Origin of the sequence: Anaerohalosphaera lusitana (assembly GCF_002007645.1) — a bacterium.
Lineage (GTDB): Bacteria > Planctomycetota > Phycisphaerae > Sedimentisphaerales > Anaerohalosphaeraceae > Anaerohalosphaera > Anaerohalosphaera lusitana.
In genome coordinates this window covers 2,079,299-2,093,288 of the sequence record NZ_CP019791.1, presented here as the reverse complement: position 1 = coordinate 2,093,288, position 13,990 = coordinate 2,079,299, and the positions used below count along the sequence as shown (strand labels likewise).

The following is a 13,990-nucleotide window of genomic DNA, read 5'->3' as shown; positions in this document are numbered from 1 at the left end:
AAAAACTCCGTTACCTGAAGCATATTTCTCGTGCTGCATCGAGGAATTGGGGCAGATTTTCCGTGGGATATCTTTTGCGGCCCGCTGCCGCAACAAGACCCGCAAAGAACGGCTGTGACCTGATCGGACGTGACGTCAGCTCAGGATGTGCCTGGGTCGCCATAAAAAATGGGTGCGAGGGTATTTCCAGTATCTGCATGATAGGCTGATTCGGCGCCTTTCCGCTAAATACCATTCCCTTATCCTCGAAGGTGTCGATATACTCAGGGTCCACTTCATAACGGTGGCGGAACCTCATTCTGGCGGACTCGGCCTTGTTGAACAGCTCCCATGCCTTGGTATCCTTCTTGATCTTGATATCGCGTCCGCCCAGGCGCATGTTACCGCCCAGCCCTTCGATCTTCTTTTGCTCGGGCAGTATGTCAATAACGCCCTGCTTGCATTCCGGATCAACCTCGGTGCTGTTAGCATCTTTCATGCCGCAAACATTGCGTGCAAATTCTATTACCGCTGTCTGGAAGCCCAGGCATATACCAAGATAAGGCAGATCATTCTCACGAGCGTATTTGACACAAGCGATCTTGCCCTCCGTGCCTCGCGTACCAAACCCGCCCGGCACTATGATCCCGTCAACATCTGCCAAAAGCTCATCAGCATTGTCAGCGGCGATTTCCGTCGTCTCGATCCATTTAATTTTCACCTTAGTGCCCAGCAGTATGCCCGCATGTTCCAAGGCGTTGATGATCGAAGCGTAACTGTCACGCACCGACGTGTATTTGCCGGTGATACCAATTGTCACTTCGCGTTTTTCACTCTCGATCTTGTCCGTGAAATCTGACCATTTCGCCCACGCCCTGCGTTCGGCACGAAGATCGATCCTGTCCTCGATACCCAGCAGGCGGATCACCTCGAAATCGATGCCGCAATCACGCAGCATTGCAGGAACCGTATAAATGCTCGGGCAGTCATGCATGCTGAACACACGCTCGTAGGGTACATTACTGAAGACACTTATTTTCTGTCTGGCTTGTTCGCTGACAGGATTACTCGCGCGACATGCTACGATGTCAGGCTGGATACCCATCTGCATGAGCTGCTTGATGCCTAGCTGGGCAGCCTTGGATTTCTGCTCACCCAGAGCCTGGGGTTCGAGAATATATGTAAGACCTACAAAACAGCAGCTTCCCGGCCCTTCTTCGTAAGCAAGCTCACGCATCGCCTCGATATAGAAGGCGTTTTCCAGGTCGCCGGCCGTACCGCCTATCTCGACAAACACTATATCCGCTTCACTGGCCATTGCTAGTCTTCGCAGCTTGAGCTTAACTTCACCCGTCACATGCGGGATCATCTGAACATCACGCCCCAGATAGTCGCCGTGCCTCTCCTTGCGAAGAACGGAGCTGTAGATCTGGCCGCTGGTCGAGAAATTCGCACTGCTCAGGTCCTTGTCCAGCATGCGCTCGTAGGTACCCAGGTCCATATCGCATTCCATACCGTCATCCAGCACGAAAACTTCACCGTGCCTGAACGGATTGAGCGTACCCGAATCAATGTTCAGATACCCCTCGAGCTTTATCGGAGCAACCCGCAGGCCCTTGTCCTGCATCAACTTGGCCATGGATGACGCGAATATGCCTTTTCCCAGCCCGCTCATCACGGTACCCATCACGATGACGTAACGTGTCTGGCCCTTCTTGTAGCCGTTGGGTATGGGCGAGAAATACTCAGTATCCGTAGAGACGTCACTGACTTTTGCTAGTAGGTCCCTGCTGTCCGCTGTGATATTGTATTTGGCCATTCTATCCTTTGATCCTTTTTACGAACTGTGCATACTGCTCGGCAGTGTCAATCCCGTCCCACGTATGCTCTACTTTGCCTGTTATGATCGAGTATCCGTTCTCCAATGCCCGGAGCTGTTCGAGTTTTTCCGTTTTTTCCAGTTCACCTTGCGGCAATGACGTAAACGCCGTCAGGAATTCGCGTCTGTATGCGTACACACCCAGATGCCTGAGGTAATTATCCAGATCACCGACTCCATTGCTTTCCCGCGAAAACGGTATCGGCGAACGCGAGAAATAGATCGCCCTGCCGTTGACCTGCGTAACCACTTTGACAACATTAGGGTCCTTCACCTGATCCGGATTCCCGAATCCGGAAACCAGCGTTGCCATCTGCGACCCTTCATCCGATTTCAGCAGATCGATCAGCTTGTCAATATATGCCGGATCGATCTCCGGTTCGTCTGCCTGCAGATTCACAACCAGTTCAGCATCACTTTGCGTGACAGCTTCGGCGATCCTGTCAGTACCGCTCTGGTGCGTTCCGGAAGTCATCACCGCCTTCGCGCCGAATGATTCGCAGGCCCGCAGCACCTTCTCACTGTCAGTTGCGATCAGAACCTCGTCAGCATTCTCAGCGCAAAGTGCCCGCTCATATGTATGCTGAACGAGGAATTTGCCGGTATCATCAGCGAGAACCTTACCGGGGAAGCGAGTTGAATCGTAACGAGCAGGTATAACTATAATCGTCTTCACTTAAAACCTTCCCGGCAGCAATTTCCAAATAATCTGATCATGACTTGAGTCTCGATGCGGAACACCCGCCAAAATGGGCAAGGCCCCGTAAAAACGCAAAGAAACCACTGCCGAAATATAGTATTGAAAGCAAAGCCGTCTGTCAACAACGCGTTTGGGATTTGTTTTCAAAACCCTGGCGCAACAAAAAAACCCGCAACGAAAAATCTGCGGGCTCGGCTTAATTTCTTCAACATCAGTTAGTTTGACCTGCGTCTCAGCATTAAAGCCCCAGATGCCAAAAATAAAATCGTCATCGGTTCCGGAACCGCGCCGTAAACCTCACCTGTAGCATTACCATCATTAAAGAGTACATTTGCGTCAATCATGGTCGGCCGCCGGTCACTCTTTACAAACAGAACCGCACTGTGCTCATTGGGCAGCAGTGCCGAACCCTGGCCGTAGCTTCGAAAACTGAACCCCGCAAAAGGAGAAACTCGCTCGTGGTCTCCTGTTTCTGCCAGCACCGGTGCAAGTCCGTCTTCTTGGAAGTCAGCAAGATCGTGAGTCTGCAAATACCCTACGAGGGTATCAAGCGACACATCCGAAAACGGTGCAAACGTCACGCGCTTTACCCCTGAGCCCGCATTATTCTGCAACTGATACAGGTACAGATAGCTCTCCCCATCGGTATAAACGGCACTTTTGATGCCCAGCCCGGGGACCATGCCTTCACATTCGCCGCTAACTATCTCACCAAGCAGGTGATAGGCGCCAAATTCCGAATCGAAATCTACCGCAACCGGCGCCGCCGCAGCCCCGCTCACCAATATCAAGCTCAAAACCAGCCCTGCTGTAAACCTCATACCACACCTCATTTTATCCGGTATAGAAAAACTCTCGCACACAACACATAGATATTATACCTATTTGGGAATACTGTCAAGGTACTAAAAAGCCGCAAATTATCAGACTTGAATGAAAATCACTGAAAAAGTCCATAAAGAAAAGGCAGCACCGGTAAATATACGGCACTGCCTTGAAATTCAATTAGTCGGAGCACAGACTAAGATCATCCGCCGCCCGGTCCAAACATGCCCGGAGGGAACATACCCGGCAAATTACCCGGTCCCTGCTGCGGTGTATTCCTTCTTTCTCTGCCCTTCCGTCTGGCGCTTTCGTCACGGCTGTTGAACAACTGGAACTCATCCGAAGCCAGGTTCGTTATCTCATTATACAGGCTTCGCATCTCCCCGGGCCAGTTTCTTCGTCCAACAGCAAGATGCGACATTTTACCTTCCGAATCAGCAAACATAATCTCATCACAATCTGACGAACGAATCGCACTGCTGCTGGTCCAGTTTGTAGTGGTCGCTACATCAACCAGCACATTGCCAGTTGTGTAATCGATCTCATCGACCTGGTACTGTGCACCATAAAGGCCCATCCCCGCAGTGGCCTGATCCTCATCTTCTTCAATCGCTACAACCGCGCCTATCGGCTCACCGACCGCTGCTTCAAATTCCTTGACACGCCAGTTGCCGTAGTAGAATTTGGCAACCTCCATGCTCGCAGCATTCCTTGACTCCGCAACCTCGGTCGGGAAGATGTGCACCATTGGTTCGAGCTTAACGGTGTCGGTTGCGTTCGAATAATCGCTCCACAAAATGACGTCATCCTGCAGGTCCTTTTGGCCGCTTGCAAACCAGTTCTTACCCGCTATGGGGTTCAGAACACCTATCTTAAGTCTATATCTGTATGTATTTCCGGGCTTGACAGTGTCATCGAACGCCCAAACCTTAAGAGGCTCACTCTGGTTGCCAAGCTTATCGAACTCCTCGATAACCACCTCATCAAAGGCTTCCCTTATATCATCGATCGACTCTTCTTCCTGATCGCGTCTTTGCGCCCTTCTGTTGCGATTCTGTGCTCCCGGATCCATACCCGGACCGAACATGCCGGGCATCATGCCGCCAGGACCGCCTGCATTATTACGTCTGGCTCTCTCACGTTGACGACTCTGCTCTCTATCCTCACGCCGTTCCAGTTCGCGCTCTTCCTGCCAGTATTCCTCTGCACGCTCGTGCCATTCCGGCGGGAACCATTCTTCCCTCGGGGTTGCTATATCGTAAGCGAACGGCTGAATAATGGTCTTCTGGATCTCATCGAGACCCAGCTTTACACGAAGCAGGTCGACCCCGCCATACGGTATCTCTTTAACGTCCGCCGGGATTTTCAGCGCATCCTTATAATCATTCACCTTGGTGAACGGCACTTCCTCCCATTCGGTCCACGCACCATAATTCAGTTTCTGCCTCTCAAGCTTAACCGCGGCAAAAACAGGTTTTGCCAGTGATGGGTCTCTCCACTGCCTTTGAACAGCCGGGCCGTTAAACTTTTCCTCAAACTCCCTGTAAAGAGTCTGAACATCGAAATCGGCCTGCACCGTCACCAGATCGATGTCTGCATAGTCAGTCGGAACCTCAGCATACGGGTGCTCCTGATCGACTTCTTCGGTGGGCATGAAAACCACGGTTCGAATATTCTCAGCTTTCGCATCTGCAAGCTGAGGCATAGCAGGCATCTGATAAATTCTGTCTTCAGCAACGACCTGAGCACCTTTTCCAGGCAGTGGGAAAACAGATGTCGTCGACATATCCACCGACTGAGCGAACCGCTCCTCAAAAACCTCTATTTTCGGAGTATACTCCTTTGGCTCCGGATCGCGGGCCAGCTTGTCTTCAAGTCTCTCAGCCTGGTTCTTAACGTACTCATCGATTTTGCCGGGACCCAGTTTCTGCCCGCGGATCTCGCCCTTCGGGCTCTGGATCACGAAAAACCACAAGATTGCCAGACATATCACTGCGGCTATGCCGATAGCGATTTTTTCCACGTACTGTTCAAGGAAATCGAGCTTTATCTTCATCTACTCTTACCTGTCACCAATTCATTTAAATATTATTGCGGACACCTACGTACTTCACTGATTAATAATATGTTTGCTTCTTCTCTTCTGTAGCTTTTTTCAGATAATCCTTGATGGATTTGGGTTTGATCTCGTCATAACCCTTTTTGTAAAAGATATATTCGCAAACAAGGTCGAGCCTTACAACAGGACTGTCCCCATATCGATAATTATCATGCACCTCAGCATCGGGATCGATGGCTCCCTGGGCGTATTCCAGAACCGTGATCTGGTTATGTTCGAAGGTCTGCTCTTCCTGGTCACCCCTGAAACCTGAAAATGTATGATCCTTTTCCGAGCATAGAGCGTTGAGGAAGTCAGGGACCGCCTTGGAATTGATCAGTACCGCTGTGCTGAACTGGATCACATCTATGTTGTCATCACATTTTCTCGCGGTCCACGGAGTTACTCCGAATATGCCCGGCGTGTAATCTACAACATAATCCGGCCAGTCGTTTGAGAACTTGGTTTCACGCTTTTTTGGATAGTCCGCGTAAGAACTGAAGCTCACACCGATCAGTCGCTTGACATCGGATTGCTGAACCGAATTCGAGCCGGCATTGACGGTCTTGATCGTATCGACAATGTCTCTGTATACCCAATTGCTGATCTCCGAGTACCAGCAGTCGTCAAGTGCATTGTTTATGCCATCGAATTCGAAATTGTCCCAGTAGTCATACCATCGGAAAGCTTCGGGCCCGGCATACACCGAGATCGACGCTGCCCGCTCTTCGCACAAAGCATCTATGATCGCTTCTTGCGAATCATCGGCATTTCTACTGTTTCTACTTCTCCCACCGTAGTTCCGCCGACTGTATGAACCCGGGGACATTTTTGCCAGCTCAGCATCGATCTCCGACTCGCTCGGCGCGTCCAGAGCATTCATGCTGTCCAGCAGGCTCCGTAACTCGTCAAGATAAGCCGCAGCGAACTTGTCAAACAAACGAGGATTCGGCTCTGCCGGTTCAGGCAATATATAGTTGCGAAGTCTTGCGCTTACCAGATCACGCTTGGTGCTCTGCGTTGCGATCGTGTCAACCTTTTTGACCTCAGCGGCATGCTGATCCTGATATGCCTGCTCCACCTGGGCCTGCAGCTCGGACGGAGCCGAATTGATCAACTGCGAAACCTTGCTTCCCATCCTGGCACTTTCTTCAAGTTTCTCCGCGAGACTGCCCCGCACCATGGAAAGCGGCACGAAAAGAATAAGCGCCACGACCAGTATGCACGCAGGTATGATGAACGACCTGTACTTTTTTATAAAATTGACAACTGAATCCATTTAAGCGATCCCTTTACCTTATCTGATTTCCTGAATGGCGTTGATTTACTTGTCCTCAACTTCGATCTCGGGGGCATCCCGCCACTCGAATTTTGCCTTTATCCGGAACCAGTGGTCCCGGACGATATACTTCGGTTCGCCATTGTATCTGTCGGTCTTCTTGCGACCTATATCCCGATTTGCAAGATCCGGATCATTGGCCACTTCCTCAGCCGTATACAGATCAAAAGTCTTGCTCATCTCTTCATTCGTGAGCGGATCGACCAGTACCTCTTCGGTCTCGACTACATCCCGATCACTGGCCCTTCCGCCCCAACGCCTCCTGTTGTTGAGGTTATTGTCCTGCTCCTCTTCTTCAAGAGGCACACGGCGGATCTCTTTTTCGATACCGATACCGCCAGGCATCTCCTTGGATTTAAGGTCAACTTCACCTGTCTCATAACTGAAGTGGCTTACCTTGCCTTTTTCGAAAAGCCTGAACTGCGTCTCGGGATCGAGCTCGGTCAAGTTGGCCAACCTCGTTATGAAGCCCCATTTTTCCTGATCATCCGCAACACCTACTGGGTCCATGATCTCACCGAGATCCTTGTAGGGCGAGTAGCCCTCGATCACAACCGTAAAGCCGGAAGAATCTTCTTCTTCTTCCTCTTCTTCTTCACCGGCCCCATGACTTCTTCTCTGAGCAGCTCCGCCGGGGCCGCCTGGACCGCCAGGCATACCGGGCATACCGCCGGGACCGAACATCCCCGGATCCATTCCAGGACCGAACATACCCGGCATGAACGGCATCTGCTGTTGCTGATCCTGGCCTGAATCATCACTCCTTCTTCGTCCGGGACGCTTGTCGTCATCGAAAGCAGCGTCTTCAAGACTGAGCGCAAAATCGGAACTCACACTGGTTACAAAAAGAACCTTGCGTTCATCACGGGGCACCTGCTTGATCGCATCAACATTGCCCGCCCTGTATGCCTGATAAAGTTCAGCCTGTTCCGGATTGTGCTCCTCATTAGGCAGACAATAAATGATCTTCTCAAGCAGAGAAGGAATGGTATCACGATACTTGAAATAGCTCAGGTGTTCCTGGAACTTCTCCTCAAGGGGCTCGTCACGGCCCACTTGTTCTTCATAGGCGCTCTGAGCATCGACACCCTCTCGTATTACACGTTCGTTTTCGTTACGAAGCGAACTGCGTGCACTGTATGCACTGTTGTCATAGGCAGCCTTGGCAAGGCTCAGTATCATGGCCGCAAGAACCATACAAGCGGCGACCATTAAGAACTTGCTCTTTCGCGCCCATGCCATCTGCCTGGCGACCTTCTTAGGCAGCAGATTTGTGTCCAGCTTCGCCTCGCCCAGAGCCTGAACACCAAGACCATAAGCCACACCGTAATCAGAAACATTCTCATGGAATTCAGCGGAAGAGGCTTCTTCACTAAGCTGTAATTTCTTAAAAGATTCAAGCTTGGTAACCGGAACGCCCAGCGTTTTCTGCAGATACTTATCTACACCCTTGAGCCTCATTCCCCCGCCCAGAGCGATCACGCGTGCGAATCCCTTGCTGCCGCCGCTGCTGTTATAAAAGCCCAGGGACCTCTGTACCTCACCGCCAAGATCGGTATACACGGGCTTCATGGCTCCAAATATCTGTCGTATATACTTACTGGTAGGTGCGGTCCGTTTGAGTTTCTCAGCTTTCTTGAAGCTCAGGTTGAACTTCTCGGCCACAGCTTCTGTAAAGGCATTTCCGCCCATTCTGATCGTTCGCTGCCAGACAGAGTCTTTGGTGCAGACGATCAGGTCGGTGTTTTCGCAGCCCATATCAAGAATAACAATGGGCTTGCCTCCCCCGGATGCGAGATCATCACGATCAAAGCAAAGATAATTATAAAGAGCCATCGGGCTTATCTGCACACAGCCAACCTGCAGCCCTTCCCTGTTGAAAGGCCCCATAGCCTGATCGATGAGCTCGTTCTTAATCGCAAAGATCCCAACCTCGGTATCGGAGCTGTTGGGATTCTCCATCAACTGCCAGTCCCACTCGACTTCGTTGATCTCGAAGGGGATCTGCTGAACGGCTTCAAAGCGGACGATCTCCGGGATCTTCTTGTCTTCCACCGGAGGCAGCTTAATGAAACGAGCGAAGCTGTTCTGACCTGCAATGGAGACCGCTACCTGCTCTTTTTCGATGTGATGGCGTTGAAGGAATTTGCCCAGCGTTTCTTCGGCAATCTCTGATTTTTCCTCATCCGACAGATCCATCCCCGCCAGCATCGTGCTGTGCTCGAGATAATCAAAATCGATGACTTCAGGACCTTCATCTCCCTGCACCATATGCAAGGCTTTGAGAGAGTTGGCGCCAATGTCAATTGCCCATACTCCGTTAACTGCTGAGGCCATTTTTTAAGATCTCCTGCTTGAGAAAATACTTACAACCGATACCATACCATCTCATTGAGCTAAAATATGCTTCGGGGCACAATATCAGATTTCAAACGAACTTCTATAAATGACTCACCGACACACATGCAGCATCTGAGCCACATAAAAACTTGTATATTCTGCTTTCAATTACTATGATACCAAAACCATGCGAACATTTGCGATAAAAACTCTAGGCTGCAAAGTCAACCAGTATGAAAGTCAACAGGTCCGAGAGCTTCTCGAAAGTCACGGGCTCGAACAGACGAGCGCTGAAACAGCACCCGATCTTGTCGTTATCAACACCTGCTGTGTCACACATGTCGCATCCGCCAAAAGCAGACAGTTGACACGAAAAACCAAAAAAACAAATCCACATTCCGTCGTAGTGGTTGCAGGATGCCTGCCGGCAGGCCAGACAGAAGAATTAAAAGGGCTTGAAAAACAAGCCATAATTGTCGAACAAAAGGACCTGCTTGTCCAGACTCTTAAATCCCTGCTTGCAAACAGCACCGAAGCAAGTAATCGTACAACCACTGGTAGTAGAACACTTAAAAGCGCTAAAATCAAGCATAAAAACGACTCAAAGAACGCCGAAACGCCGACCCCGAATAAGTCGACCAGTCATGAAACCAACGATTCCGAACTTCCGGACCTGAAAAGCTACAAAGGTCAGACTCGCGCATTTTTAAAGATCCAGGATGGCTGCGATGGTTTCTGCACTTACTGCATTATACCAAAAATACGAAACAAAATATCTTCAAAGCCATCTGAGACGATCCTGCAAGAGGCTCGTGACCTCGTATACGCAGGACATAAAGAGATTGTTCTTACCGGAATATTTCTAGGGGCATACGGTCAGGAAACCGTCAGAAGACGCAAATGGGAAAAGGAAAGCACAGGAAAATTACCAGAGTTACTTGACAAGATCGCCCAGATTCAGGGCCTGGAAAGGCTCCGCCTCAGTTCACTCGAACCAGGCGACGTCACCGAGGAACTGCTCGAAGTCATGTGCAAGCACGACAATATCACGCACCACCTCCATCTTCCATTGCAGTCAGGTTCTGGTCGTGTCCTGAAACGAATGTGCAGACAGTATAATGAGAAGGAATTCATTGCTGCAATAGACCTGCTGTGTGACAGGCTGGACCGCCCTGCCATCACAACGGACATAATCGTCGGATTCCCAGGCGAGACGGATTCAGACTTCCAGGCGACACTAAACATGGCTGAATACGCCCGATTCGCGAAAATACACGTATTCAGCTTCAGTGAACGCCAAAACACACCAGCAGTCAAAATGAGGCCAAAAATTGCGTCTGACAAGATAAAATACAGATCGCAAGAGCTTCGGGAGCTCGACAGCAAGCTTCAGTTACAATTCCGCCAGCAATTCGCAGGCACGGAAATGCGTATGATAGTGGAGAACGCACAAAAACAGACCGGCCGAACGGATCGCTATTTCGAGGTCCAGATAAAAGACAACAGAAAATACGAAACAGGCGAACTTGTGACCGGCTTTTTAAGTAAAGATGCTCAATCCCTTCAAGTTATCGCTTAATCCGTTTTTACATAACATTATAAGCTCATTTTAATCCTAGAACCCCATTGGATAAGACGGAATAAGGGGCGGACTTTCTACCTCGGTTGCCGTTGGCTCAATCAGTATTGCCAATACAACAATAAATGCCATTACAGCGATCAGAGCTATAATTGCCCAGAACCTCTGGTCATGAAGAAGATGACCCGTCTTGACAGCAATATCATGTCCATGGGGCAAATGAGCCTTGTGCATCATATTTTTTAAGGATACGGAATACATTTTTCGACCCTTTCATTAAGCGCCTTTCATAGTTACTACGTCAGGAAAAGTCATTTGAGCGGGCACGAAAAGGCATCATTGGAATTTGAAGCGAAATCAGTGCTATTTACCACAAACGAGCAAAATATTTTGTAGTTTTTAAGATGCTGCTGACGAACGTAACAGGCATAAGTTCCGGATGAATCAAATTCTCGACTTGGAGCAGTCATGAATAGAATTGCTATTTACACGTTTTTGTGTGTTTTAACCGCCCTGACAGCGTTCAGTACCGAGGCCATAATCGCCGGCAGCGGCACTGACGACTCAGCGGACCGAAAAGGCCCCACACTCTATCTCGGCCTGCAGGGTCACGAAAAGGCAGTAAACGAAATTGAATCATTCATGTATTTCGTACCCATGATATCTCCCGTGACGATGAAAAGCTCGACAAGCGAGGTCAACACTCAAAAAGTAACCATTATCGACTGCAAACGAGACATTTCCCGCCGTGATTTTGAGATCAGTTGTGTTTTCGAGGTCACCGGCCAAGGCTCATACAGACACACATATGATGCGCGCCAGATGATCGAATGGAACACCAGAAAGCACAAAAAAGGCGATACCGTCAAAAATCTGCTGGATTATATCGAGTTTACCGGCAGCGGCAGAGGTTCTTTTGAAATCAAGGGCAGGTTCAGGGACGGCAACGCCCAGGTCGAAGAGGTTGAGGTTAATTTTTCAAGAGATGGAAAGGACAGTCCCGTAACCGTGGGTCTTTACAGCATCGAAGCCAAAAACGGCCGATACCATTACGATAACAGGACGGATGAACGCATTGCTCAGATCGAAAAGCTTGCCTTCAAGGACACAGAGGGCAACCCCAAAATGAGCATAAAGGTGGGCTCCGTTCGTGATGCCGATAAAGATAAGTCGCTTTTTGGATCGCTATGCGGAATGATAGCAAACCTGCTGATCGACCCCATAGCTATCAACAAGCAGGGCAATGACGCGATGCTGGATCTCGGCATGGCCATTTACGAGAAACAGGAAACCTTCACGTTCCGCAAAGCCGCAAATCTCTCGGACACCCGATAAGTTAGACACCGAGCCTTGCGTAAATCTGCCGCCGATTTGCCCTAAAACCACTCCCCTGTCCCCAACCCTACGCAGACAGTGCGCCTTCACTTAAGCCGATATTTTGATTGATATGTCCGCAACTCACTGTATATTGGTGCTTTAACGTAATCTACAGTTTCAGAACCACATATAACAGGAGCACCTACATGAGCACAAAAGACAATCTCAGCGAAGCATTTGCAGGCGAAAGTCAGGCCAACCGCAAATACGAAGCATTCGCAAGGCGAGCAGATAAAGAAGGTTTCACACAGATCGCCAAACTTTTCAGAGCCACCGCAGCAGCGGAAGCCGTCCACTGCAAAAACCACATGCGTGTACTGAAGACTGTAAACACCACTGCTGAAAATCTCAAGGTAGCGATGGCTGGTGAAGAAAAAGAATTCAAAAACATGTATCCTGAATTCATCAAGGAAGCCCAGGGCGAGAACGAAAGCGCCGCCGTCATGTCGTTCAAATATGCAATGGCGGTCGAACAGGTCCATTACAGCCTTTACAGCGAGGCCCTTGCCCGCCTGGAAAAAGGTGAAGATCTTGAAGAAACAACCGTTCACGTCTGCCCTGTCTGCGGCCATACAGTGCGCGGCGAAGTCCCCGAGAAATGCCCAGTGTGCAACGCCGCAAAAGAAAAGTTTTTCAAAGTAGAATAGCCGAACCGATTAAGTAACTCCGGCTTTTGACCGTCATAAACTACATGTGACGAAAAATTTCCTGTTTTTCCAAAGGGCGATGACGTGGATATGAGAGTTCATTTATCCCGACCTGACATAACTCAGGCAGAAATTGACGCGGTAACCGAAGTACTGAAAAGTCCCAATCTTTCCCTGGGCCCAAAGCTCGGTGAATTCGAGCAGGCCTTCTGCGACTACATAGGAAGAAAACACGCCGTAGCTGTAAACAGCGGCACAAGCGGGCTTTTCCTCTGCATGCAGTCTCTGGGTATCGGGCCGGGCGACGAGGTCATTACCACGCCCTTCACGTTCATAGCTTCGGTCACCTCGATCATGATGACCGGCGCTAAACCCGTATTCGTGGACATCGACCCGGTAAGTTTGAACATGGATTCTTCTCGGATCGAGGCCGCTATAAACGAAAAGACCAAGGCGATTCTGCCGGTCGTAGTATTCGGCAATCCCGCAGGCCTCGATGAAGTGTCCGAAATAGCCGACAGACACAACCTCGCTGTCATCGAGGACAGTTGCGAGGCACTCGGCTCGGAACTCAACGGCCGGAAGGTCGGCACGTTCGGCACGATGAGCCTGTTCGCTTTTTACCCCAACAAACAGATTACCACCGGCGAAGGCGGCATGATCCTGACCGATGATGATGAGCTCGCCAATATGTGTGTTTCGCTGAGGAATCAGGGCCGTGGCCGCGGCGGCGGCTGGCTCGCACACGAACGGCTCGGCTACAATTACCGGCTCAGCGACATCAACTGCGCACTCGGAATCGTCCAGCTTTCACGGATTGGCGAATTCGTTGAAAAACGCAAACAGGTCGCAGCCATGTACCAGGAGCTGCTTGCCGACGAAAAGCGGCTGATCGTACCAAAGGCCCCTGCTGGCTGTGAAATGAGCTGGTTCGTCTTCGTGGTCCGCATCGCCGACGAAAACATCACCATCGAGCAGCGCAATGCCGTCCTCCAGGCCATGCTTGACAGAGGCGTGCAGGTAAGCAACTACTTCCCGCCCGTCTATCTGCAGCCGTTCATAGCCCAGGAATACGGCCTCAAAGAAGGCGATTTCCCGATAACGGACGCAGTATGCAAAAGCACGATAGCTCTGCCGTTCCACAATAACCTGACCCAAGAAGAGGTTGAGACCGTATGTAAAGAGCTGAAAGCATCGCTTGACGATGTACTTAGATAAGGCACTATA

The 13,990-nt window shown here is 50.2% G+C and carries 10 protein-coding genes; 4 read left to right on the top strand and 6 right to left on the bottom strand.

Annotation, left to right across the window (positions count from 1 at the left end; genetic code table 11):
- Nucleotides 1–10: 10 nt before the first annotated feature.
- The 6 genes from STSP2_RS08585 to pilM all read right to left on the bottom strand — a co-directional run bounded on the left by STSP2_RS08585 (nucleotide 11) and on the right by pilM (nucleotide 9,157).
- Complete coding sequence (locus tag STSP2_RS08585) at nucleotides 11–1,798, bottom strand: CTP synthase (RefSeq protein ID WP_146661774.1); 1,788 nt, start codon at nucleotides 1,796–1,798, stop codon at nucleotides 11–13.
- A gap of 1 nt (nucleotide 1,799) precedes the next feature.
- Nucleotides 1,800–2,534, bottom strand: coding sequence for a 3-deoxy-manno-octulosonate cytidylyltransferase (gene kdsB / locus STSP2_RS08580; RefSeq protein ID WP_146661772.1), 735 nt, complete (start codon nucleotides 2,532–2,534; stop codon nucleotides 1,800–1,802).
- A gap of 239 nt (nucleotides 2,535–2,773) precedes the next feature.
- Nucleotides 2,774–3,379, bottom strand: a complete 606-nt coding sequence (locus tag STSP2_RS08575; protein ID WP_146661770.1) for a hypothetical protein — start codon at nucleotides 3,377–3,379, stop codon at nucleotides 2,774–2,776.
- A gap of 206 nt (nucleotides 3,380–3,585) precedes the next feature.
- Nucleotides 3,586–5,439 carry a hypothetical protein gene (locus tag STSP2_RS08570; protein ID WP_146661768.1) on the bottom strand — a complete coding sequence of 618 codons (1,854 nt, stop codon included), beginning with the start codon at nucleotides 5,437–5,439 and terminating at the stop codon, nucleotides 3,586–3,588.
- A 61-nt stretch (nucleotides 5,440–5,500) separates the two neighbouring features.
- Nucleotides 5,501–6,760 (bottom strand): hypothetical protein, encoded by a 1,260-nt coding sequence (locus tag STSP2_RS08565; RefSeq protein ID WP_146661766.1) that lies wholly within the window; start codon nucleotides 6,758–6,760, stop codon nucleotides 5,501–5,503.
- Nucleotides 6,761–6,805: 45 nt separating this feature from the next.
- Nucleotides 6,806–9,157, bottom strand: a complete 2,352-nt coding sequence (pilM, locus tag STSP2_RS08560) for a type IV pilus assembly protein PilM (RefSeq protein WP_146661764.1) — start codon at nucleotides 9,155–9,157, stop codon at nucleotides 6,806–6,808.
- Between the two features lie 190 nt (nucleotides 9,158–9,347).
- Here pilM and mtaB point away from each other — a divergent pair, with 190 nt between their 5' ends.
- The 4 genes from mtaB (at nucleotide 9,348) to STSP2_RS08540 (ending at nucleotide 13,981) form a co-directional block, all read left to right on the top strand.
- Nucleotides 9,348–10,739, top strand: coding sequence for a tRNA (N(6)-L-threonylcarbamoyladenosine(37)-C(2))-methylthiotransferase MtaB (gene mtaB, locus STSP2_RS08555; protein ID WP_146661762.1), 1,392 nt, complete (start codon nucleotides 9,348–9,350; stop codon nucleotides 10,737–10,739).
- 468 nt (nucleotides 10,740–11,207) lie between these two features.
- A complete protein-coding gene (locus STSP2_RS08550) occupies nucleotides 11,208–12,074 on the top strand; it encodes a hypothetical protein (protein ID WP_146661760.1) in 867 nt (288 codons plus the stop codon).
- Nucleotides 12,075–12,262: 188 nt separating this feature from the next.
- Nucleotides 12,263–12,763 (top strand): rubrerythrin family protein, encoded by a 501-nt coding sequence (locus tag STSP2_RS08545; protein WP_146661758.1) that lies wholly within the window; start codon nucleotides 12,263–12,265, stop codon nucleotides 12,761–12,763.
- A gap of 90 nt (nucleotides 12,764–12,853) precedes the next feature.
- Entirely contained in the window at nucleotides 12,854–13,981 is a 1,128-nt protein-coding gene (locus tag STSP2_RS08540) for a DegT/DnrJ/EryC1/StrS family aminotransferase (RefSeq protein WP_146661756.1), read from the top strand.
- Nucleotides 13,982–13,990 lie beyond the last annotated feature (9 nt).

Bases quoted from the DNA above. Each gene is read 5' to 3' on its own strand.
- STSP2_RS08565 (WP_146661766.1), bottom strand. From the start codon at position 6,760: ATGGATTCAGTTGTCAATTTTATAAAAAAGTACAGGTCGTTCATCATA.
- STSP2_RS08570 (WP_146661768.1), bottom strand. From the start codon at position 5,439: ATGAAGATAAAGCTCGATTTCCTTGAACAGTACGTGGAAAAAATCGCT.
- mtaB (WP_146661762.1), top strand. From the start codon at position 9,348: ATGCGAACATTTGCGATAAAAACTCTAGGCTGCAAAGTCAACCAGTAT.
- STSP2_RS08550 (WP_146661760.1), top strand. From the start codon at position 11,208: ATGAATAGAATTGCTATTTACACGTTTTTGTGTGTTTTAACCGCCCTG.
- STSP2_RS08585 (WP_146661774.1), bottom strand. From the start codon at position 1,798: ATGGCCAAATACAATATCACAGCGGACAGCAGGGACCTACTAGCAAAA.
- STSP2_RS08575 (WP_146661770.1), bottom strand. From the start codon at position 3,379: ATGAGGTTTACAGCAGGGCTGGTTTTGAGCTTGATATTGGTGAGCGGG.
- STSP2_RS08545 (WP_146661758.1), top strand. From the start codon at position 12,263: ATGAGCACAAAAGACAATCTCAGCGAAGCATTTGCAGGCGAAAGTCAG.
- pilM (WP_146661764.1), bottom strand. From the start codon at position 9,157: ATGGCCTCAGCAGTTAACGGAGTATGGGCAATTGACATTGGCGCCAAC.
- STSP2_RS08540 (WP_146661756.1), top strand. From the start codon at position 12,854: ATGAGAGTTCATTTATCCCGACCTGACATAACTCAGGCAGAAATTGAC.